21 protein-coding genes are annotated in these 21,615 nt (G+C 64.4%); 10 read left to right on the plus strand and 11 right to left on the minus strand.

Annotation, left to right across the window (positions count from 1 at the left end; all coding sequences use genetic code 11):
* Nucleotides 1-355: 355 nt before the first annotated feature.
* The 5 genes from BRA1253DRAFT_RS17535 to BRA1253DRAFT_RS17555 all read right to left on the minus strand — a co-directional run bounded on the left by BRA1253DRAFT_RS17535 (nucleotide 356) and on the right by BRA1253DRAFT_RS17555 (nucleotide 4,714).
* A complete protein-coding gene (locus tag BRA1253DRAFT_RS17535) occupies nucleotides 356-1,687 on the minus strand; it encodes an integrase arm-type DNA-binding domain-containing protein (RefSeq protein ID WP_007596451.1) in 1,332 nt (443 codons plus the stop codon).
* A gap of 767 nt (nucleotides 1,688-2,454) precedes the next feature.
* The gene (locus BRA1253DRAFT_RS17540; RefSeq protein ID WP_007596452.1) at nucleotides 2,455-3,132 is read right to left on the minus strand and encodes a hypothetical protein; all 678 of its coding nucleotides are present in this window, start codon (nucleotides 3,130-3,132) and stop codon (nucleotides 2,455-2,457) included.
* A 54-nt stretch (nucleotides 3,133-3,186) separates the two neighbouring features.
* On the minus strand, nucleotides 3,187-3,669 hold the full coding sequence (greA, locus tag BRA1253DRAFT_RS17545) for a transcription elongation factor GreA (protein ID WP_007596453.1): 483 nt from the start codon (nucleotides 3,667-3,669) through the stop codon (nucleotides 3,187-3,189).
* Between the two features lie 40 nt (nucleotides 3,670-3,709).
* Complete coding sequence (locus BRA1253DRAFT_RS17550; RefSeq protein WP_007596461.1) at nucleotides 3,710-4,225, minus strand: hypothetical protein; 516 nt, start codon at nucleotides 4,223-4,225, stop codon at nucleotides 3,710-3,712.
* Nucleotides 4,226-4,375: 150 nt separating this feature from the next.
* Entirely contained in the window at nucleotides 4,376-4,714 is a 339-nt protein-coding gene (locus BRA1253DRAFT_RS17555) for a hypothetical protein (RefSeq protein WP_007596462.1), read from the minus strand.
* Between the two features lie 254 nt (nucleotides 4,715-4,968).
* Here BRA1253DRAFT_RS17555 and BRA1253DRAFT_RS17560 point away from each other — a divergent pair, with 254 nt between their 5' ends.
* From BRA1253DRAFT_RS17560 to BRA1253DRAFT_RS17575, 4 genes are all read left to right on the plus strand, one after another.
* Nucleotides 4,969-5,202 (plus strand): DUF3551 domain-containing protein, encoded by a 234-nt coding sequence (locus BRA1253DRAFT_RS17560; RefSeq protein ID WP_007596464.1) that lies wholly within the window; start codon nucleotides 4,969-4,971, stop codon nucleotides 5,200-5,202.
* A gap of 322 nt (nucleotides 5,203-5,524) precedes the next feature.
* A complete protein-coding gene (locus BRA1253DRAFT_RS17565; protein WP_007596466.1) occupies nucleotides 5,525-7,060 on the plus strand; it encodes a heme peroxidase family protein in 1,536 nt (511 codons plus the stop codon).
* A 261-nt stretch (nucleotides 7,061-7,321) separates the two neighbouring features.
* Complete coding sequence (locus BRA1253DRAFT_RS17570; RefSeq protein ID WP_007596468.1) at nucleotides 7,322-8,923, plus strand: hypothetical protein; 1,602 nt, start codon at nucleotides 7,322-7,324, stop codon at nucleotides 8,921-8,923.
* Nucleotides 8,924-8,945: 22 nt separating this feature from the next.
* Nucleotides 8,946-9,512, plus strand: coding sequence for a hypothetical protein (locus BRA1253DRAFT_RS17575; protein ID WP_007596470.1), 567 nt, complete (start codon nucleotides 8,946-8,948; stop codon nucleotides 9,510-9,512).
* Nucleotides 9,513-9,557: 45 nt separating this feature from the next.
* On the opposite strand, the gene BRA1253DRAFT_RS17580 is transcribed toward BRA1253DRAFT_RS17575, so the two are convergent.
* Together BRA1253DRAFT_RS17580 and BRA1253DRAFT_RS17585 are read right to left on the minus strand one after the other, a co-directional pair.
* Nucleotides 9,558-10,076, minus strand: coding sequence for a hypothetical protein (locus BRA1253DRAFT_RS17580; RefSeq protein ID WP_007596472.1), 519 nt, complete (start codon nucleotides 10,074-10,076; stop codon nucleotides 9,558-9,560).
* Nucleotides 10,077-10,256: 180 nt separating this feature from the next.
* Nucleotides 10,257-11,804 (minus strand): acetolactate synthase large subunit, encoded by a 1,548-nt coding sequence (locus BRA1253DRAFT_RS17585; protein ID WP_007596473.1) that lies wholly within the window; start codon nucleotides 11,802-11,804, stop codon nucleotides 10,257-10,259.
* A 264-nt stretch (nucleotides 11,805-12,068) separates the two neighbouring features.
* On the opposite strand from BRA1253DRAFT_RS17585, the gene BRA1253DRAFT_RS17590 reads away from it, so the two are divergent.
* Together BRA1253DRAFT_RS17590 and BRA1253DRAFT_RS17595 are read left to right on the plus strand one after the other, a co-directional pair.
* The gene (locus BRA1253DRAFT_RS17590) at nucleotides 12,069-12,647 is read left to right on the plus strand and encodes a L,D-transpeptidase (protein WP_007596474.1); all 579 of its coding nucleotides are present in this window, start codon (nucleotides 12,069-12,071) and stop codon (nucleotides 12,645-12,647) included.
* A 69-nt stretch (nucleotides 12,648-12,716) separates the two neighbouring features.
* Nucleotides 12,717-13,532 (plus strand): DUF2927 domain-containing protein, encoded by an 816-nt coding sequence (locus BRA1253DRAFT_RS17595; RefSeq protein ID WP_007596475.1) that lies wholly within the window; start codon nucleotides 12,717-12,719, stop codon nucleotides 13,530-13,532.
* A gap of 173 nt (nucleotides 13,533-13,705) precedes the next feature.
* Here the strand turns inward: BRA1253DRAFT_RS17595 and BRA1253DRAFT_RS17600 are convergent, their stop codons facing one another.
* Nucleotides 13,706-14,833, minus strand: coding sequence for a threonine synthase (locus tag BRA1253DRAFT_RS17600; RefSeq protein WP_035993571.1), 1,128 nt, complete (start codon nucleotides 14,831-14,833; stop codon nucleotides 13,706-13,708).
* 372 nt (nucleotides 14,834-15,205) lie between these two features.
* On the opposite strand from BRA1253DRAFT_RS17600, the gene BRA1253DRAFT_RS17610 reads away from it, so the two are divergent.
* The 4 genes from BRA1253DRAFT_RS17610 to BRA1253DRAFT_RS17625 all read left to right on the plus strand — a co-directional run bounded on the left by BRA1253DRAFT_RS17610 (nucleotide 15,206) and on the right by BRA1253DRAFT_RS17625 (nucleotide 18,726).
* Nucleotides 15,206-16,462, plus strand: coding sequence for a GTP cyclohydrolase II (locus tag BRA1253DRAFT_RS17610; protein ID WP_007596478.1), 1,257 nt, complete (start codon nucleotides 15,206-15,208; stop codon nucleotides 16,460-16,462).
* A 7-nt stretch (nucleotides 16,463-16,469) separates the two neighbouring features.
* Complete coding sequence (locus BRA1253DRAFT_RS17615) at nucleotides 16,470-17,708, plus strand: URC4/urg3 family protein (RefSeq protein WP_007596480.1); 1,239 nt, start codon at nucleotides 16,470-16,472, stop codon at nucleotides 17,706-17,708.
* Nucleotides 17,709-17,804: 96 nt separating this feature from the next.
* On the plus strand, nucleotides 17,805-18,434 hold the full coding sequence (gene upp / locus BRA1253DRAFT_RS17620) for a uracil phosphoribosyltransferase (RefSeq protein WP_007596482.1): 630 nt from the start codon (nucleotides 17,805-17,807) through the stop codon (nucleotides 18,432-18,434).
* A 79-nt stretch (nucleotides 18,435-18,513) separates the two neighbouring features.
* On the plus strand, nucleotides 18,514-18,726 hold the full coding sequence (locus tag BRA1253DRAFT_RS17625; protein ID WP_007596483.1) for a hypothetical protein: 213 nt from the start codon (nucleotides 18,514-18,516) through the stop codon (nucleotides 18,724-18,726).
* Nucleotides 18,727-18,742: 16 nt separating this feature from the next.
* Here BRA1253DRAFT_RS17625 and BRA1253DRAFT_RS17630 read toward each other — a convergent pair whose 3' ends face one another.
* The 3 genes from BRA1253DRAFT_RS17630 to BRA1253DRAFT_RS17640 form a co-directional block, all read right to left on the minus strand.
* Entirely contained in the window at nucleotides 18,743-19,234 is a 492-nt protein-coding gene (locus tag BRA1253DRAFT_RS17630) for a DUF305 domain-containing protein (protein ID WP_007596484.1), read from the minus strand.
* Between the two features lie 103 nt (nucleotides 19,235-19,337).
* A complete protein-coding gene (locus BRA1253DRAFT_RS17635; protein ID WP_007596485.1) occupies nucleotides 19,338-20,447 on the minus strand; it encodes a M48 family metallopeptidase in 1,110 nt (369 codons plus the stop codon).
* A 3-nt stretch (nucleotides 20,448-20,450) separates the two neighbouring features.
* Nucleotides 20,451-21,596, minus strand: coding sequence for a DUF898 family protein (locus BRA1253DRAFT_RS17640; protein ID WP_371261370.1), 1,146 nt, complete (start codon nucleotides 21,594-21,596; stop codon nucleotides 20,451-20,453).
* Between the last annotated feature and the right edge of the window lie 19 nt (nucleotides 21,597-21,615).

Genomic DNA, 21,615 nt, shown 5'->3' on the forward strand with positions numbered 1-21,615 from the left:
GGATCTTATCGCCTCAGACCGATCATGGTTCGGGGCAGAGGCATGCGCGGCAAGGACGAAAAGGCTCGGATCGAGGCATTTGGGTCTCCAGATGACAGCAAAATGCCGCTTGCCACGAAGCGCCGTCGCAAGAACCGTGGGATCCCGCCGCCCGCGATGTTCGATATCGATACACTGCCGGGCAGCTCTAATTTGACGGCATTGGAGGCAGCCGCGGTCATCCGGCGCACCCCCGGCGCCCTAGAGCAGTGGCGGCGCGATCCGAACCACCCGCTGAAATGGCGCTACGTCGATGGCCGGCCCCTTTATCGTGTCGATGCGGTGCGGGACTATCTGGCCAAGTGCGATAAGACGACTAGGACGCCTCGGCCGCATAATGCTCACGGAGACGGCCGAGCAGCTCGGCCTTGATCGGGTCAAGTGGATTCGTCCGCTGCAGGCGCACGATCTTCCCGATGCGTTTCGCGCCAACCAGCTCTGCAATGTAGTCGTGAGCCGCCTCGAACGCCATCTTGCGGATGATCCACTGTTCGTCGTGATTGTAGACTTGATCGATTCCGCTTGGCTTCTGCCCAACACACAACCGCTGGATTTCGTTGTCGTAGCCACAGCGCGACATGATGGTGCGCAAACTGCGCCTTAGGTCATGCATAGTGAACTTGGCAACGCCCGCTTCCTTGACCAGGCGGTTGACCATCTTGGTGAAGCCCGACATCTGCCCACCGGTCTTCGGTGACGGGAAGACATAGTCGGACGTCGCGCGCTGGAAATGTTTCGCGGCCGTGAGCACCTCGTCAACCAGGTGAGTGCGCGGCACATCGTGGTGCAACCCCATCTTGGTCCACGCCGCATCGAAGGTGATCCGGTCGTCCATGATGTGCTTTCGCCACTCGATCATGGTAGGCTCGCTGCGGCGCGGGCCGCCGAGCAGGCACATGCGTGCCAGGAAACCGAAAGCCCCGAGCTTGCCGGATGCATCCCAGACCTTGATGATTTCCTCATCGGTCAGCGCGCGGCCCTTTGTTCGGCGCCCGACTCTCTGCGCGCGAGTTTCCTTGGGCGCGCGATAGCCGGCGAGCACGTTGTGCTCGACGTAACCTTCGCCGACGCACCATTCGAGGAAGGTATGCACGTGCTTGCGCAAGTCCTTGGCGGCACCGCGCTTGCCGGTCTTGGCAATCTTGTCGACCGCAGCCATGATTTGCCGTCGCGTCAGGTCCCCCACGCCGCTCTCGGCGTGATCCTTGAGCCCGCGCCGCAACGCCGACATTGCTGGCTTCCAGTTGACGACTTGACGTTCGGTCAAGGACGTCTGGTAGGGACCATCTTCAACAATGAGGGCCGCGAGCGTGGTGCGCTGCTTATCGGCTGCCTGTTGCCGCCTCGCCTCGCGCTTCGCGTCGTTCGGGTCCAAGCCCTTGACGACCTCGCCTGCGGCGATGGTGGCGGCCTTGCGCGCGGCCTTCTCATTATATTTGGGCCACGCGCCGAGGGTCTTGCGCTGGGTCCCCCTCACCCCCGGCTTGGTGAAGAGGTAGACCCAGGTTCGGCCGCCGGTGGCGCGCATGCGCAAGGCAAGGCCGGGCAGCTTGTCGTCGTGGAGATAATGCTGCGCCTTACCCGGCGGCAGCGTTGCGTTGCGGATCAACGCATCGGTGAGTGTCAGCTGGTTGGCCGGCTCCGTCATGATTCCTTCCCTCTCTCTGTGCCCAGCGTGCCCCGCAAGAACGGCGGTCAGCCCTCGAACAGAACTGGGCCTCAGACCCTCCCCTTTTGCCGTGTGCCCGCGCGGGGAGGATCCACAGACCCAAACAGAACGGGTCTCAGACCTCCCCCCGTTTTTGTGCCCCGAGGGAAAATCCACGGCGGGCACAACGGGGGCATACAAAATGTAGCAAGGTCACCTATGGGCTCATATGGCCGAATAGGGCCACAACCCACATTAATTAAAGGGGTTTTTACATTTCAACTATGGCCGGATTTGGTTGACTCGGGTCTACGGATTGTGGTTCACACGGGAGAGGTCCAAGGTTCGATCCCTTGTGCGCCCACCATCCACCTTCCTGAACCCTGCTGATTGTGGACCTATCGTCGACACACAGTGGCGTGTCGGGACCGTCTCAATCACAAAATGTCGAAAACAACCCCATGCACAGTAGCCGGCATCAGTCGGATCAATGGGTTACAACCATGCTATTTTTCCGAAATCGGATTTGACTCGTCGGGCAAAACACCGGCATGATGGCATCGTCGCGGTGGCCTGAGCGGGAGTATTGGGCCATCGCCCTTGGGGCACTAGCTCTTTGTTTTGCGCATGATCTCCCCTCGTCATTGCGAGCGTAGCGAAGCAATCCAGAGTCTTTCCGCGGAGACAGACTGGATTGCTTCGCTGCGCTCGCAATGACGGAGCAAGGGGTGAGACCGCGCCGGCTGACGCGCACGCCTCCTCGAGCTTCAAGCCGCCCGCGCCGGCCGCCAAGCCGCGTAAAGACCGACCAGGGTTCCGATGGCAACCAGTGCTGCGGCCAGCAGCAGCTGCAATTCCCCGTCGTCGGTGGTGCCTACGGACGACACAAGTCTGCTCACGACGACGAACAGAACGCCCACGGAGGCTGCTGCCCCCACGCCGAGATAAGCGAGTTCGCGCGTCAGGTTGCGGCCGAGGAGTCCGAGCGCCGTGAAATACATCGCGCAGGCGTTGGGATGAACGAACAGGGCAATGCGCGCGTAAGGGCCGTAGGCGTCGAGGAGGGACTCACAGCGGTTCAGTGCCGCCTTTGAGGCAACCCGCTGCAACAGCGGTCTGAAAAAGCGAGCCTGTCCGTAACTCAGGACGGCGCCCGCGATGATGGCCAACCACGCCACGATGAAGACGGGGACGTCCGCGGGCTTCGGATTGAGCGCTACGGACATCAGGATAAGAGCGGTTCCGGGAAAATAGCCAAAATACGGGAAGACCGACTCGAGTAGCACGCAGACGAATATGAAGACCGGAAACCACGACGAACCGGTTGCATCCTGGACGACGGCGTTCAAGTCGAACAGATCAGTCTTGTACAGGACGAGGTACATGCACATGGCCAATCCGGCCAGCGCGTAAAACGGCAACGCCCCCGACAGAAACCGCCTCATCCAGCTATCGCGCCTTGTTGCGCGGACACAGCGGAAACCATCGATAAACGCCCCCTACCCAATCGACAAAATCTCGATCTCCTGCGCACCCGATCCCACGACATCTCCGACCGCCTTCCCCATCAACGACTTTGCCACCGGCGCCACGAACGAGATCGTGCCGGCCTTGGGATCGGCTTCGTCCTCGCCGACGATGCGATAGGTTTGCACGCGGCCATCGGCGCGGCTGAAGGTCACCGTGCTGCCGAAGGCGACGACATCAGTCGAGGCCGGGGCGGGAATGACCTGCGCCGTGCGCAGCCGTTCGGTGAGATAGCGGGCGTCACGCAAGGGCACCGCCGATTGCCGTCGCTTTTCGTTGACGTCCTCGATCGCCTGCGCAGCTTCATAGGCTTCGCGTGCGTCCTGAAGCTGCCTTTGCAGCGCCTGCAAGCCTGCTTCCGTCACGAGGTTTGGATGCGGCGAGATCGGCCGATCCGGCAACAGCGTCTCGGCGGCGGTTTCCGCGCTCTCTTCTTTGGTAAAGGCAACGCTCAAGTCGAAATTCCTGTCGAACTGTTCGGGCTCATGGCCAGGATCATATCTCAAGTTCGACGAAACGGCGCAGCTTGAAGACGATGTCCGGCATGGCCTGGCGGAACCGCGTGGCATCCCGGAATGTGGTCGAGAACGGCGCGAAGGTGATCATCGCATTCCAGTGCCTGTAACCGTAGACCGTGACGGAGGCACCGGTCGCCGGAAAATTCTCCAGCTTGCGCAGCTCGCCCAGGACGAGATCGGCGATCGCTTCAGCAGGCAGCAACTGCTTGCCATCAGGCGTCGTAGCGATCTTCGCGGGCGGCTCGACCGGCTTCGCGGCAGCCGCCGCCGCACCGGGCGCGTTCTCGGAATTGTTCTCTGGGTTGTTCTCGGCCTTGGCCGGCGGCGTATCGGCGGCGGGCGGCTCGGCCAGCTCAAATCCGTTCGTCGGCGCTGTCGGCGGCGGAACCTCGATGAGCGGCGGCGGCACAATACTGTCTGCGGCGCGCCTGTTGCCTCCCAGGATGCTGCTGATCATGGCCACGAGGCCAGCATCCTTCACGTCGTCACTCATTACTCCCCCTAGGCTTCGGCCTACTCTAGCACCGCTCGCGCGGACCGCCACTGGGGATGTATGGCCGGATTCCGCCCGGCCAAGGTCCTATTTTGACGCGATGGCACCGGCGGTGCGATGCCCGATCACGCCGCGCCGCCGTGCGATCCGTCACTGCTTATCGAACGGAATGTATTGCTGGTACTGCTTGGGCACCGAGCTGCGGTAGCGCGCGGGCACCGTGCCGCTGTCGACCGAGTGATCGATCTCCTGCTGCCGCGTCATCTTCTTCTTCGCCGGCTTTTTCGACGCACTCTTTTTGGAGTCGGTCGGCTGGCTGGAAGCGTCATTGGTTGCGCCCGGCGCGGTCGTCGTCGCTGCCGGCGCGGCGGTTGTCGTCGCAGGCGCCGCGGTTCCGGCGGCGGCTGGTGCGCCCTGCGCCAACGCGAGCGGTGTCTGCATGAGAAGCGCCAGCGCTGCTGTCGCAGCCAGCAAGTATGATTTCTGCATTAGAACCTCCAAAATACCTGATCCGAATAAGGCAAGCGTAGTTCTCCGGGATCGACGCGTGCAAGTCCGTTCACGATAGGCTCGAACCCCACCGTGAACTGTGGCCGAGATCACATTGCCGGCGGCAGGCTGCGTCATGATGTGCCTTGTCGCGAACGCAAGGCATTCTGGCGACACCAACACAGGCATGACTGCGCAACAGACGAGCCAGGCTCGCTGACATTCCCACCCACTCGCTCTCGAAGGAGACTGACATGCGTCGCACCATCCTCACTCTCGCATCGCTCGCGGCCCTGCTCGCCGTAGCATCCCCGGCCGCCCAGGCACATCCTGCGAACGATCGATATTGCATCCAGGGCCGCTCGTGGGGTTACCCCGGCAATTGCCAGTTCGCCAGCTATCAGCAGTGCCTCGCCACCGCCTCCGGCACATCGTCTTATTGCGGCATCAACCCGCGCTACGCGTTCTCGCAGCAGCGCGACTACTGACGAATTGGCGGCGTGCGCGCATGACGCGCGCGCCGCCACAATTTCTACGTGAAGCCGATCCGCTTCGCCGACGCCCCGGCGAATTGAAACGGTGCGAAGCCGCCTGCGTCCGTCGATGACGAGAATGTTATCCGTCATCGCCACGGAGAAATTCACGATGCGCAGCCGCGGCTTGCGGGCAAGGCGCACCTTCCGAAAATTTCGATGCCGGGCAATTGTGATCCATCTCGCTCGTGGCAGGCGTGATCGCGCCTAGGCTGCAAACCCCAGCGCGAGAAACTTTAGCCCGATCTGTTTCATTCGTTTTCAGGAAGGTGTTTCAATGAGCAGCCGCCACGCAATTGTTCCGCGCGGTCTGAACGCAACGCGTTCGCCGCTTTCGCAAGGCCGCTTCGGCCGCATGTTCCGCAAGCTCGCACCGGCCAAATTCGGCCCGAACGATTCCGGCACGATCGCAAACCTGTCGGCGCTCGCCGACAAGATGATCGCCGGCTTCGACGGGCCGAAGGACGGGCCGGACGCGGAAGAGAGCGGCATTCCTTCGCTCTACACTTATTTCGGCCAGTTCGTCGATCACGACATCACTTTCGATCCGGTCAGCTCTCTGACCAAGCAGCAGGATCCCGACGGGCTCGTCGACTTCCGCACGCCGTCGCTCGACATGGACAATGTCTACGGCCGCGGTCCGAACGACCAGCCCTACATGTATGACGGCATCAAATTCCGGCTCGGCGAGAAGGTCACCGGCGCGGGCGTGCCCGATGCCGTCGACCTGCCGCGCTTCAAGGGCCGCGCGCTGATCGGCGATCCCCGCAACGACGAGAACAGCATCGTCTCGCAATTCCAGGCCTTGATGCTGCGCTTTCACAACCGCATGGTCGACGACAATGACAGCCTGTCGTTCGAAGACGTGCAGCAGCGCGTTCGATTCCACTATCAGTATGTCGTGCTGAACGACTTCCTGCCGCGCATCGTCCACGCCAGCGTGCTGGACGAGCTGAAGACCGCGGGTCACTACGACCGCAGCAAGCTCGCTTACTACCATTGGAAGACCTATCCGTTCATGCCGGTCGAGTTCTCGGTCGCGGCCTACCGGCTCGGGCACTCCATGATCCGCCCCGGCTACCGGCTGAACGACGCGGCCAACATGCTGCTGCAGATCTTCCCCGACCCCAACAATCCCGACCAAAACGCACTGACCGGCTTCCGTGCGATGGGACCGGGACGCGCCATGGATTGGGGCCGCTTCATCGATCTCGACACGCGCCCCTACGGCATCGAGGACGACGACACCAATCCCGACAACAAGAGGCGTCTGCAGTTCGCCTATCGCATCGATGCCTCGCTGGTGGACCCGCTGCGCAAGCTGCCCCCGGAAGTCGCCTCCAATCCGGCGTCGCTGGCGCTGCGCAATCTCGAGCGCAGCTGGCGGCTCGGACTGCCGTCGGGCCAGGCCGTCGCCAGGGCGATGAACCTGACGCCGCTGACCGACGACGAGATCATCATCGGCAAGGCCGTCGACGAGCCCGGGACGGGCGATCCGCAAGTCAAGATCGCGAGCATCGCGAACGGCGTGTTCGCCGGCAACTGCCCGCTGTGGGCTTACATCCTGGCCGAGGCGCGGCAAAACGCGACGGACATGGCGATCCCCGCTACCGGCGGGCCCGCCACGGTCAGGACACCGCAGCTCGGACCGGTCGGCGGTCGCATCGTCGCCGAGGTCTTCCTCGGCATGATGTTCGGAGACAATTCCTCCGTGCTGTCGCTCGACCCGCAATGGACGCCGGTGACCGGCTCCGGCTTCGCGTTGAAGGACCTCGTCGCCTACGCGCTCGGCCAGGGCGATCCGCTGCATTGAGCGGGTGACGGACGATGATGCAAGGCCGCTCGTCGTGCGAGCGGCCTTGTGGCCCACTCGCCTCGACGGGCGGGCGGATGGATCCTGGCAGGCGTGCTTCCCTAACGCAAATCTGTCCGCTTCCTGTTGACTCGCATCTCGAATGGAGAAATCCTTTAGCAACAATTGCCATTGCCAATCTCAGCAATACGAACTTCGGCGCCCTCGGTTTTATCGGCGCCATCTGACCAGATTTATTCTGAACAGAAAACGGAGGGGCCGATGCGCGCGCTCGCCTTGAGAACCGTCTCACTTCTCGCCCTCGCTGCCCTAGGCTCGATTTCCGGCACGCCTGCCGCACGCGCGGAGGACGGGACCGATGAGCAATTTGGCAAGGTGCACTTCCAGACCTCCTGCAACGAGGTGGCGCAGCGCCGCTTCGATCGCGGGATGCGTTATCAGCACTCGTTCTGGTACCGGCCCGCAAAGGAAATTTTCGAGGAGACGCTGCAGGCCGATCCGGAATGCGCGATCGCCTATTGGGGCATTGCCCTGAGCCTGCTGTACAATCCGCATTTTGCCGCGCCGAAGGAAAACCTCACCGCAGGTCTCGCCGCGCTGCAGAAGGCCAAGGCACTCGGCGTTAAGAGCGAACGCGAACGTGACTATATCGACGCGCTGTGGGCCTTCTATTCGGGCGACGAAAAGACGACGTTTGGCCAGCGCGCGCAGTCCTATCTCAAGGCAACCGAAGCCGTCGCCGCGCGCTATCCCGATGATGACGAGGCACAGATCGCCTACGCCATCACGCTGAACGTCACGGCGTCGCCAAACGACAAGACCTATGCCAACCAGCTCAAGGGCGCTGCTATCCTGGAGCCGATCTTCAAGCGCCAGCCGCGGCATCCCGGCGTCGCACATTACCTGATCCATCTCTATGACTATCCGGCGATCGCAGAGCAAGGACTCGACGCTGCCAAGCGTTATTCCGAGATCGCGCCGGCGGCACCGCACGCCTTGCATATGCCGTCGCACATTTTCACGCGCGTCGGCTACTGGAACGAATCCATCGACGCCAATAGCCGTTCCGCCAAGGCTGCCAAGGAGGGCAAGGACCCGAGCGAGCAGCTGCATGCCGACGACTATATGGTCTACGCCCTGCTCCAGCTTGCGCAGGACAGCCGAGCCAGCGAGGTCATCGCGGATATGATTGCGACCACGGGCTATGCGCCGGCTGTCCGCGCCGGACCCTACGCGATAGCGGCCAGCCAGGCGCGCTATATGGTCGAACGCGGTGATTGGCAGGGCGCTGCCGCGCTGAAAGTCGAGCCGAGCCGGTTTGCCTATGTCGATGCGATCACCTATTTCGCTCGCGCCCTTGGCGCCGCGCGCTCCGGCAATGCAGACGCTGCAGCGGCGGACATCGCCAAGCTGGCGGAGTTGCGGGACAAGCTGCAGCAGGACAAGGACGCCTATTGGGCCGAAATCGTGGACATTCAGCGGCAGGTCGCTACAGCCTGGCAGCTCAACGCCTTGGGGAAACAGGCGGATGCGTTGGAAGCGATGCGCCTTGCCGCCGATGCCGAAGACAAGACCGAAAAATCCATCGTGACGCCGGGTCCGCTCGCCCCCGCACGCGAGCTTTACGGGACCATGCTGCTCGAACGCGGCATGGCGACGGAGGCATTGGTCGCGTTCGAAAGCACCATGCGCAAGGAGCCGAACCGCTTTGGCGCGACGATCGGCGCCGCTCACGCGGCCGAGAAAGCGGGGGATACTGTGAAGGCCCGCCAGTACTACGCGAAGATCGTCGAAACGGCGAGAAATGGCGACTCGTCGCGAGAAGACCTCGCGGCCGCTCGAAAGTTGATGGCTCAGAATTAGCAAAGGTGCCGCGTCAGCTTCCATGCGCCTGACAAGCAAATTCGTTGCAATCAGCGCAGCCACTGCGCTGCTCTGCGCAGCCGCAGCGCTCTGGATATCGCGATCCGGCGAACCGGCACGCGCAACAGCGGCCTCCGGCGAGGTCCGCCCGGTGTGGACGGAAATCGACTGGCCTTTCGGCGCGGATCCCTGGGGGAAAGGAAAGGCGTTTCGCTGCAAGGCCGAAGATTGCGGCGGCGAGGTCCTGCTCTACGTTCGCCCCAAGCTCGGCTTTTGCAATTGCGCCACCGGCGTTGCCGACGACGGCGACCTCGAACAGATGGGCGACCTGGCGCTGATTGGGAAGGCAACGCCGACGGCTGCCGGCCGAGAGATCGTCGTCGGTCCGATGCGCGGCCGCAGCAGGGCCTATCGCGTCGAGGGGACCCCCAAGGCCGCGCTCTCACTCGCCTTCAATCAACGCTGCGACATGGTCGCCGCGACGGCCTTGCTCGCACCGGGCGCGACCGCGTCACTGGAGCCGGCGGTGCTGTCATTCCTCAATAGCGACCGCATGCTGAAATGGGCCGAGATCGCGCTTGGGTTATGACCCGACCCAATAGCCGAATTGAAGGCGACAATCTCGGCACGAGCCTTACCGCGCCGTCCCGAGGCCAACCTCCTCCAGCCGCGTCGCGAACCAGCGCGACAGCGGCTGATCGAGGACGCCGCCGACATAGACCTCCGAGATCGTCACATGGTGCTTGTCCAGCACCAGCAGCACGCCGATCCAATAGGCGAACCAGACATGCGCATCGGTCAGCGCCATCAGCTTGTGCTGGTCGTGGTCGAGCGCGGTGTGATTGCTCGCCTTGCGGATCTCCACGGTGAGTAGGTTGTTCGGGATCTCGCGCTGATGCACCACGACGTCAGGGTAGATCGACTTGCCCAGATGATCGTCGGTCGAGACGATGGTGCCGTGCGGCAGATGCAGCGTACGCTCGCCGAGCCGGTCGTAGTTGCAGTCGACCGACCAGCCGGAGAATTGCTTCTCCAGATGCACGGCGAAGCGGTGCGTGATGGCACGCTCCCCTATGTCCTTCTCGAACAGGAATGCTTCGTGGGCGTAGAAGTCCCGGAGCGCCGCTATCACCTTGTTCAGCTCGGTCTGCATCTTGCCCCCGGCTCATCACCCGCATTCCGATGCGCCGTCACCGGACCCTCATGGTGAGGAGCGCGGAACGCGCGTCTCGAACCATGAAGGCCCGTATCCCGCCTGTCACCATCCTTCGAGACGCCCGCGTACGCGGGCTCCTCAGGATGAGGCCGGAATTCGCGGCGCGATCGACCAGACCTACATCTGGACTTCGATTAGCCGCGGCCCGGGCTCGGCGACGGCTTCGGCCAGCGCCTTGTTGAACTCGTCCGCGTTGGTGACGGCGCGGCCGGGCACGCCCATGCCCTTGGCCAGCGCCACGAAATCCAGCGTCGGCCGGTCGAGGCGAAGCATGTCGTTGGCGCGCTGGCCGGGCTCGCCGGCGCCGACATTGTCGAACTCGCCGCGCAGGATCTGGTAGATGCGGTTGGCGAACACGATGGTGACGATGTTGAGGTTTTCGCGCGCCTGCGTCCACAGCGACTGGATCGTGTACATCGCGCTGCCGTCGCCGACCATGCAGATCACCTTGCGGTCCGGGCAGGCGATCGCGGCACCGATCGAGAGCGGCGTCGAGAAGCCGATCGAGCCGCCCATGTTCTGGAGCCAGTCGTGCGGAGCAGCCGCCGCCGTCGGCGGGAAGAAGGCGCGGCCGGTGGTGAGGGATTCGTCGACCAGGATTGCGTTCTCGGGAATCGCATAGGCGATCGACTGGGCGATCGAGGCGTGGGTCAGTGCGCCGGTCGGCTTGAGCAGTTCGGCCGAAGCCTGCGGCTTGACGTCCTTCGCGCTGGCCTTCACCGCGCCGGCGAGCGCTTCCAGCGCTGCGACCGAATTCTCACCCCAGGAGGTCATGCGATGCACGTCGCAGCCCTCGGGCTTGAGGATGCTCGGCTTGTTCGGATAGGCGAAGAACGCCACGGGATCGTCGGACTCGACCAGCACGATGTGACGGAACCTCGCCAGCATCTGCAGCGCGTTGTCGATCACGTAGTGGATGCGATCGATCGAGAAGCGGCCGCGGCCGCGCGCCATTCTCGGACGGAAGGTCGGGCCCATCACGGTGCAGCCGGTCCTGGCGGCGATGCGCTCGGCCAGCGCCAGGCCCTGCTCGCTCAGCGCACTGCCGGTCATCAGCAGCAGCGTGCCCTCGCCGTCGCCGTGCAGGATTTTTGCGGCCTGCTCGACCGCCTGCGGCGAATAGCTCGCGCGCTGCTGCTCGGCCGGAACCTCCGCGATGCCATCCGCTTCGTTCCAGGCGGTGTCGGCGGGCAGGATCAGGGTCGCGATCTGCGGCGGCGCGCTCTTGGCGGCGGCGATCGCCGCGGCGCCGTCGGCGGCGACCGATTTGGAGTCCGGCGAGGTGCGGACCCAGGACGACATCGGCCGGGCCAGGCCCTCGATGTCGGAGGTCAGCGGCGCGTTGTAGCCGATGTGGTAGACGGCATGCTGGCCGACGATGTTGACGATGCCGGAATTCGCCTTCTTGGCGTTATGCAGATTGGCAAGGCCGTTGGCGAGGCCGGGACCGAGATGCAGCAGCGTCGAGGCCGGCGTGCCCTTCATGCGGAAATAGCCGTCGGCGGCGCCGGTCACCACGCCTTCGAACAGGCCGAGCACGCAACGCATGCCGGGCACGCGGTCGAGCGCTGCGACAAAATGCATCTCGGAGGTGCCGGGGTTGGAGAAGCAGACGTCGACCCCGCCCTTGACCATCGTCCGCACCAGACTTTCCGCACCGTTCATCCATCAGCTCCCGCAACCGGCAATGTTCCAACAATCCGTCCGATCAATCATTGTTCGCTCGTCTCGTCAAAGCAATAGCCGGCATCGCCGCCCTGCCCCGCGCAGCGATGCGCCGGTTTGACTAACGTTTTCTTCCAACTGGCGCGGTTGCCGATTTGGTAACTTCCTTCATTAAGGATGCCTCCCTCACGGGGCCGTGGCTTGCGGAAAGCCCGCAAATATGGCCTGTAACTTCAGTTGAATCGATTTTTTGCTGGGGGAACAATGATCCGGTATTTTGCCGCGCCGATTGCCGCCATCGCACTGCTGTCGGCCACCGCCGGCGGCGCCTTCGCCGAGGAGTTCGACTCGCGCGACATCATGGGCGGCGGCCCGAATTTCTTCCGCGGCGGCTCGAGCCCGGTCCCCCGCACCACCGTCATGTACAACGGCAATTACGCCCCCGGCACGATCGTGGTGAACACCTCGGAGCGCCGGCTCTATCTGGTGCTCCAGAACGGCCAGGCCCTGCGCTACGGCATCGGCGTCGGCCGCGACGGCTTCCGCTGGGGCGGCGTGCACAGGATCACCGCCAAGAAGGAATGGCCGGACTGGACGCCGCCGTCGCAGATGCTGGCCCGCCGGCCGGACCTGCCGCGCCACATGAAGGGCGGTGTCGAGAATCCGCTCGGCGCGCGCGCAATGTATCTGGGCTCGACGCTCTACCGCATCCACGGCTCCAACGAGCCGGAGACGATCGGCCAGGCGGTGTCCTCGGGCTGCTTCCGCATGACCAACGACGACGTCACCGACCTCTACGGCCGCGTCGGAGTCGGCACCACCGTGGTCGTGCTGAACAACTAGCAGGAACCGACGGGCGCGTGGATATGCGGTCTTGTGCGCGCGACGCGAATACGGCAGCGTCGCTTGGCAATGAGCGCATTAGCCCCGCCTTCGTCCGGCTTTCGCATCGCCCTGCTGGCGCTCGCCACCGTCGCGTTTGCCCCTGACACCGCTACCATCGCCGTCGCGGGGGAATTGCCCGCGATCGTCTCGCGTCAGCGCGCCGAGAAGAAGAGCTTTACCGACGGCGAGATCGTCGATGGCTTTCTGAAGACGGCGTTCGGCGCCGAATATCACCTTGCCGGTCGTGTCGACCGCATCCGCAAGTTTGACGGGCCGGTGCGCGTGTTCGCCGAGAGCGACCGCGCCGACCGCAAGGCGCAGCTCGCAAAAGTCGTGGCCGACATCGGCAAGCACGTGCAGCATCTCGACATCGCCATGATCGACAGCAGCGAGGCGGCGAATGTGCGGGTGAAGCTCGTGCGCGACCGCGATCTGTTCCGCACCATCTCGAGCTTCTACGGTGCGGAGAAGGCCCGCGAGATCCGCACCTCGCTCGATCCGCAATGCCTGTCCGGCTTCCGCAAGAACGACAATTTCGAGATCGAGCATTCCGACGTCATTCTCACGGTCGACAACGGCGATTTCACCTTCCTCGACTGCGCCTATGAGGAGCTGCTGCAATCGCTCGGCCCGATCAACGACACCGCGAGCGTGCCCTGGACCATGTTCAACGACAACGTCTCGATGGGCTATTTCGACGTCTACGACCAGTACATCCTCAACCTGCTCTACGATCCCCGCATCAAGGCCGGCATGACCGTACAGGAGGTCAAGGCGGCGCTGCCCGACGTGCTCGCCGATGTGCGCGTGTGGGTGAGGCGTGTCAACGATCTGAAGGAATGAGGCGACGCTTTCCCTCTCCCCTTGCGGGAGAGGGTGGCTCGATGCGAAGCGGCGAGACGGGTGAGGGGTCTCTCTCCACGCGCGAACCTTTGGCTTTCGAATCCGCAGAAGCAACCCCTCATCCGGCGCTTCGCGCCACCTTCTCCCGCAAGGGGAGAACGGAAGAGACCGCCTTATTGCACAAGATCGGCAACGATGGTCGCGGCCTTGAGGCCGGTGCCGGTGAGGACCGCGACCGTGGTCTCGTTCGCCTTGATGGCACCGGCGACGGATAGTTTGTCCAGCGCGGCGGCAGCGCTGGCGCTGGTCGGCTCGGCGAACAGGCCCTGCCGCGCAAGACGCCGCAGCGCGGCGACGATCTCGTCCTCGGTGAGCGCTACGGTGCCGCCGCCGCTCTCGCGCAACACGGCGATGATCTCGCGCAGGCGCAGCGGATGCTTGATCGCGGTACCTTCGGCGATGGTCTTGCTGACCTCACGCGCGACAGGGGTGTCGACGCCGGCCTTGAAGCTTGCATCGATCGGCGAGCAATTGAGCGGCTGCGCCGCGAACAGGCGCGGCAGCCTGGCGATCTGGCCCGCCTTGAGCAACTCGCGGAAACCAAAGGCGCAACCCAAAAGGCTGCTGCCGGCGCCGACGGGAACGATGACGTTGTCGGGGGCGCGAAAGCCGAGATCTTCCCAGATCTCGTAGGCGAGCGACTTGGTGCCTTCGAGAAAGAACGGCTGCCAATTGTGGCTGGCATAGAAGGTTTGGCTCGACTGCTGGATGGCCTCGGCCTCCGATTCCTCGCGCGGGCCCTCGACGAGCTGCACCGCCGCGCCATAAGCGCGGACCTGCGCGATCTTGGCCGGTGACGTCGATGCAGGCGCGAGAATCTTCACGCGCATGCCGCCGGCGGCACCTAACCCCGCCATCGACGAGCCGCCATTGCCGGACGAGTCCTCCAGAATGGCGTCGACGCCAATCTGCCGAAGAAAGGACAGCATCACGGCGGAGCCGCGGTCCTTGAAGCTGCCGGTCGGGTTGAACCATTCGAGCTTGAAGAACGGGCGCAGTTCGCCCCAGGCCTGCTGCACCAGTGGTGTGCAGCCTTCGCCGAGCGTGATCGGAGTTTTGATCTCGACCGGGAGCGCCGCCCGGTAGCGCCAGAGTGAGCGCGCCCGGCTGTCAATGTCCTCGCGCGAGATCCCCGTCCCCGGCGTCACCAGCAGCGGCGTGCGCTCGTCCGAACACCAGCGCGGCTGGTCCAGCGGATAGAGCTTTCCGTTGCGAGGGTCGATGTAGGCGGCGGCGGGCATGGCGGTCTCCAAGGCAGAGGCAAAGGCGATCTGTAGGTTTGGTTTGATGACACGTTTTGTCCGGAAACTCGACGCCCGCCGCACCATCCGTGCACGCCCCCTTGAAAGCACGAAAAAGATAATTACTTCATCGGCTTACAGCGATCTCACCGGGGTCGGCCCGTGCGGTAGCGTGGCTCTCACGCAGCCCCTGCTGGCTCGGTGATGATGGGGATTTGGCCGCAAGCCGCCTGCCCTGCGCAGCACGATTAACTTGTCTGTCGTGGCTGGCCGCTACAATATGTTGGATTGCGTCGCCGGTGACCGCATCGGCAACGCCGCAGAGCCAGGCCCGTCCGAGCGGCGGGCCGTTGGCTTTTTGGGAGTTTGGTCATGAGCCGCGCGAACCGTACCGACCACATCCGCCTCACCTCCCATCCGGAGCCGGGCAGGACAGCCGCCTTCCCGATCCACTGGGGCGCAGCCGACGCGCGTATCCGCGGGCCGATCATCGGCACGGTATCGCGCGCCGCCGATCGCAACGTGATCGGCAGCCATGGCGGCTCCTATGCGATGTACCGCGCGCTCGCGGTGTCCGCCGGCGCGCTCGATCCGATTCGCAGGCCCGATCTCACCAACACCTTTCCGGCCGCGACCATCGGGCCGTTCGAGCAATGGCGCGATCCCGCAAAAATCGTCGCGCTCGATCCCTGGGGGCATCTCGTCGCCGAGAATTTCGGCAAGGACATTGCTGAGGGCATCGACATCAGGCCGAGCATCGCGGTAACGCGCGCGCGGCTCGACCTGCCGGAGATCCGCGAGGCGCTCGCCGCCAAGCGCCTGCGCGCCGACGGCGACGTCGTGCATGCCAATGGCAGTGTGTCGGTGGTGAAGATCGCGATCGATCCGGTCTGGTATCTGCCGGGCCTTGCGGAACGCTTTGCGACCAACGAGACCGAGCTGCGGCGCACGCTGTTCGAGCAGACCGCCGGCATGTTCCCCGAGCTGGTGACCCGGCCGGACATGAAGGTGTTCTTGCCGCCGATCGGGGGCACCACAGTGTACATGTTCGGCGATGTGACAAAGCTGCCGGACCATCGCACCAAGATCACCTGCCGGGTGCATGACGAGTGCAACGGCTCCGACGTGTTCGGCTCCGACATCTGCACCTGCCGTCCCTACCTCATCCACGGCATCGAGGAATCCGCGCGCGGCGCGCAGGAGGGCGGGCTCGGGCTCGTGATCTACAACCGCAAGGAAGGCCGCGCGCTCGGCGAGGTCACGAAATTCCTGGTCTACAATGCGCGCAAGCGCCAGGAGGACGGCGATGCGGCCGCCGCCTATTTCGAGCGCACCGAATGCGTCGCCGGCGTCCAGGATGCCCGCTTCCAACAATTGATGCCCGATACCATCCACTGGCTCGGCCTGAAGCGCATCGACCGCTTCCTCTCGATGAGCGACATGAAGCACGACGCGCTGACATCGCAGGGCATCGACATCGTCGAGCGCGTGCCGATCCCGCCCGAGCTCATTCCCGCCGACGCCTATGTCGAGATCGCCGCGAAGAAGGCCGCCGGCTATTACTCCACCGACATCGCGCCGGAGAAGGACGTCGACGGCGTTGTCGGGCGTTCGCTGGAAAAATACTGATCGATTGATGGCAGACGCTTTGGAATTGCAGGCCCGTTCGCTGCTCAGCGCAGCAGCGGTTCGCGCGCGTGCCGGGGAGATACTTGACATCGGCCTTGCCGGCGGACTCACCCATTTCACTGTTGATCTCGATCGCATGGACGGCGTTGCTGATGCCGTGCTCGCGGTGACGCGAAAGGCCTATCCGACGCTGGAGATTCCGTTCCATGCGCGGTGGCGCCATTTTGTGCTTGGCGGCGTCGACCGTTGGGCGCGGCTTGCAGACGCGGCGTCGTGGCCCGATCGCGCGGCGCGGGCGCGCGCGGAGTTCGACCTTGCCATCGTCAGCGTGCTGCTCGATGCCGGCGCGGGTGCGGCGTGGCGATACCGCGACGCTGTGACGCGACAAGAGATCGGCCGGTCGGAGGGACTCGCGATTGCAAGTCTCGACATGTATGCGAGCGGTCTTTTCTCCCGCGATGCCCGCGCGCCCTTCAGGGCCGATGCCGACGTGCTCGCGCAACTGCCGCTCGCCGCGCTCAGCTCGGCGTTTCAAGTGAGCGACACCAATCCGCTGCTCGGGCTCGAGGGGCGGACCGATCTGCTGCGGCGCTTGGGCAAGCTGGTGGCGGAGCGCGCCGACGTGTTCGGCTCGCACGACACGCCGCGGCCGGGCGGCCTGTTCGATCACATCGCGGCACAGGCGAATGGCGGCGCGGTTCCCGCGCCCGCGATCCTATCCGCAGTGCTGAACCAGCTCGGACCGATCTGGCCGTCTCGACTGGAGCTTGCCGGAATTCCGCTCGGCGATTGCTGGCGCCATCCGGCGATCAAGGCCAGCGATGCGACCTCGGGCCTCGTGCCCCTGCACAAGCTGTCGCAATGGCTGAGCTATTCGCTGATCGAACCGCTCCAGCGCGCCGGAATTGACGTGACCGACATCGACGGCCTGACCGGGCTTGCCGAGTATCGCAATGGCGGCCTGTTCGTCGATCACGAGGTGCTGCGCCTGCGCGACGCCGCCGACGCCGAACGTGCGCATGCGGTGGACTCCCTGCTTGTCGTCGAGTGGCGCGCGCTGACCGTGGCGCTGCTCGATCGCCTGGCCGAACTGGTCCGCGCAAAACTCGGCCGCACGCCTGAGACATTGCCGCTCGCCAGCATTCTGGAAGGCGGCACCTGGGCCGCGGGCCGCGCCATCGCCTTCGCGCGCCGGCCCGACGGTTCGCCGCCGCTCAAGGTGATCAGCGACGGCACGGTGTTCTAGTCTCTCGTTCGAGTTCGCGGAAACAGACCCCTCATCCGGCGCTTCGCGCCACCTTCGCCCACAAGGGGAGAAGGGCAAAAGCAAGAGCATCCCGTCATGCAAGGCGTCACGATCGTCGATCATCCGCTGGTGCAGCACAAGCTGACCCTGGTGCGGGACAAATCGATCTCGACCAAATCGTTTCGGGAGCTGATCAAGGAGATCGGCATGCTGCTGTGCTACGAGGTGACGCGCGATCTGCCGCTCGCCGATACCGTTATCGACACGCCGCTGGCGACGATGCATTCGGCCAAGATTGCCGGCAAGAAGCTGGTCTTCGTGCCGATGCTGCGGGCCGGCACGACCTTCGTCGACGGCATGATGGATTTGGTGCCGACCGCGCGCGTCGCGCATATCGGCCTCTATCGTGAGCCGCACAGTTTTGCGGCGGTCGAGTACTTCTTCAAATCGCCGTCCGATCTCGGCGAACGCCTGGCGATCGTGGTAACGCCGGTGGTTGCGACCGCCAATACGGCTGTGGCCGCAATCGACCGGCTGAAGGAGCGCGGCGCCAAGGACATTCGCCTCGCCTGCCTGATCGCCGCCCCCGAAGGGCTCGAACGGCTGCGCGGACTGCATCCGGACGTCCCGATCTGGACGGCTGCGGTCGACGAAGGTCTCGACGAGAACGGCTTTATCCTGCCGGGCATCGGCGACGCCGGCGACCGCGCCTACGGGACGAGATAGGCGCCGGCCTGCAAACCGCGTCACGGTAGGAACAGCTTCGCCCGCGCAAGGTTTTTCCTGCTCTAGGATGGAGAGCACGATGACCTATCAGGATGACGACCGCAGAGTAGACAGAGCACGCCTCAACAGCCCGGTGGGCTGGGCGATCGGCGCGATCTTCGTGATCGCCGTCGTCGCGGCGGTCTTCTTCTACAATGGACGCGATGTCGGTCCCCAGACCACGACCACCAGCCCGAACAACGCGCCGAGCGTCACCACGGGCTCAACCAATCCGGCCGCCCCGGCAAAGTGATACGAGGGCCGCTCCGTCAGGTCGGCGGCCGCGGCGGCAGATCCTTCGCATCCGCGGGCGCGGGCTTCTCCTTGAGGTCGGCGATCAACCGTTCCATCTCGCCGATCTCCCGCACTTGGGCTTCGATGATGTCGTCGGCCAGCTTGCGGACGCGGGGATCCCTGATGTGCGCGCGCTCGCTGGTGAGAACCGCGATGGAATGATGCGGGATCATCGCCTCCATATAGGCGACGTCGGTCACGGTCTGCTGGCTTCGAACGAGCCAGAGCGAAACCGCAAACACGACGGCGCTGGCGGCCAGAATGGCGACGTTCGCCGTGCGGTTCCTGTACATGCCCCACATGAAAGCGAGCATCACGGCGGCCATGACGGCGCCCATCAGCAGCGCCATCCACGTCCGGGTCTGGCTGTACCAGACGTGATCCAGAGCGAAGGTGTTGAGATACATCAGACCGAACATGATCACGGTGGAAGCCGCGATCATCGTGACGAAACGACCGTAAGCCATGAGGAACATTCCCGCTGTCTATCGGGGGATAACCACTCCCCGAGGGATCGTTCCTCGCCGATTCATGATTTGGCGCGGGGCCGACGCGTCGGCGGCAAGAGATTCAGATCTTGCCGCTGCCGCAGATCCCCTTCAGTGACCGCCACTCTGCATCCGTCAGCAGCGGCGGGCCGCTGGCGGGGCGATCCTCCTTCGTCATGCGCGCGAGCCGGTCCTCGGTCAGCGGATGGCTCGCCAGGATCGACGTGAGGCCGCCGCCTTCCTTGCCGGTGATGCGGAACATCAATTCGGCTGCGGGCTTCGGCGAACGGCCGAGCTTGTGCATGATCTCGATGGCAAACGTATCCGCAGCGGTCTCGGCTTCGCGTGAATAGGAAGCCTCGACCACGCTGCGCGAGGCGAAGATCACGGCGCTCGAGCCGGTGACGTCGCCGAACAACAGGCCGATCAGGAACGAGGTGCCGCCGTTGTAGATCAGGCCGCGCATGTTGTCGTAATGCTTGAGATGACCGAGCTCGTGGGCGAGGATGCCGGCGAGCTCGTCCGGGCTTTCGGCCTTGTCGAGCAGGCCCTTCAGCACGAAGACCTTGCCGCCCGGCAGTGCGAACGCGTTCGGCACCGGGGTCGGCAGCACGCCCGCGGTCATGGAATCGTCGTCGAGGCCGGCGGCATCGCGCAGCCGATTGACGAGTTTGATGAAGGCCGCCTTCCCCGCCGCATCCTCGCACGCATTGCGGCCGAAGATGGTCTTCACCTGAACCTCCGACGCATCGCCAATGCGCCGCTCGATCGGTTTCGGCACCAGCGGCGCCAGGCGGTCGGCAGCGAGCGGCACGCCGAACAGCACGACGCAGACGATGGAGACGGCGGCAGCCATCGACCAGCCGACGATTTTTGCGACGCCGCGGCGCGAAGTCTGGTGGTCGTCGAGCCGCATGCAGCGCGCGGTCACGTCTGAGGCGAGCAGAGCGTCGCGGATTTCCAGCCGCGCCAGCGGCGGCGCGGAACCGCAGGCGAGCCGCAAAATGCCGGGCGGGCTGTCGGCGCGGCGGATGTCGGCATAGCCCCAGCGAACGGGCGTCGCACCCTCTTCGAGGATCTCGAGCGCGTCACTGAGCGTCAGCGTCACCTGCCGCCTGCGGCTCGACACGCCGTCGAAGAAGATCGTCGGCTTTGCGGACTGCGCCGGGGCTTCGGCGAATACGTCACTCACAGCTCAGAATCCCGCGACATCGAGTCCATCGGCAAAGCCTTCGCCGAGCGCACTGGCAAGCTCGGCGCTGCCGCGCACGTCCGCGGCGGCGGCGATGTTGTGCACATCGACCGTTTCCAGCACCTTGGCCCAGAGATCGCGCTGGAGATAGACCCGCATGACGATGTTGAGGGCCAGGGCGAGTGCGAGGTAGCCGACGACCATCATCACCAGTGTCGGGATGCTCTTGGCCGCATTGCCGGGCCCCAACGCCTGCTCGACCGAAAGACCGCTCAGCTTGACGACGAGCATGGTGGCTCCGCCGACATAAGCGGCGAAGATGACCGAGAGCAGCATCCACCAGCCGATCACCTTCCAGTACAGGCCGTAAAATGCGTTGCGCGGAAGTTGCGAGGACACGCTGACATCGCCGATGCGGATACCGTCGAGCCACCAGCGCCACTCGCGCGCCTTGAACTCGGCATAGACGAACGGCGCGAGCGGAAAGATCACCATCGCGATCGGGCTCAGCAGCCACAGCCACCAGCCGCGCTTGAAGAACGTCCAGCCGTCAGCCGCGAAATCGCCGCGCAAATCGCCGTAATGGGTGTGCCGCATCTTGTAGCGTTCGAGCGAGGCCTCGCGCCATGGCAATGCGAGCCCAAGCGTCAGAAACACCAGCAAGCCCCACAGCATGGCGCGGAACGAATAGGCCCAGCCCGATCCATCCATCCAGAATCGCACGCCGCGCCAGACCGTCCGCGTCAGGCGATAGCGCCGCGCGCGAAAGATCGCGAACTGGCCGAAAGCGTAGAAGCTGATGAACAGCGGCGTCGAGGCAAAGCCCTGCCAGCGCTCGAACTCGATGCCGACAAGGAAGTAAGCGAGGTAGATCGGCACCAGGATCGCGAGCGCGAACAGGAAGCCGACCAAGAGCTCCTTGGCCCGCCCGGTATATTCGGCGGCGTCGCCGTCGACCGCAGTGTTCGCCCACAGATGACGGCGGATGTCGGTGACGAGCCAGAACCGGTAGAAGCCAAAGGTGACGAGCTCGAGCAGGGCACCCTTGGTAACCAATTTGCGAAACTCGGTGCGGTTGCCGGTGAAATCGACCCCCGTGGGCGGCAGCGGCGGGGGTAAGGGTTCGGAGCCGATGGGCGTCCATTGCATATCGTTCACGGTGGCAACC

It is taken from the genome of Bradyrhizobium sp. WSM1253 (genome assembly GCF_000244935.1).
Classification (GTDB): domain Bacteria; phylum Pseudomonadota; class Alphaproteobacteria; order Rhizobiales; family Xanthobacteraceae; genus Bradyrhizobium; species Bradyrhizobium canariense.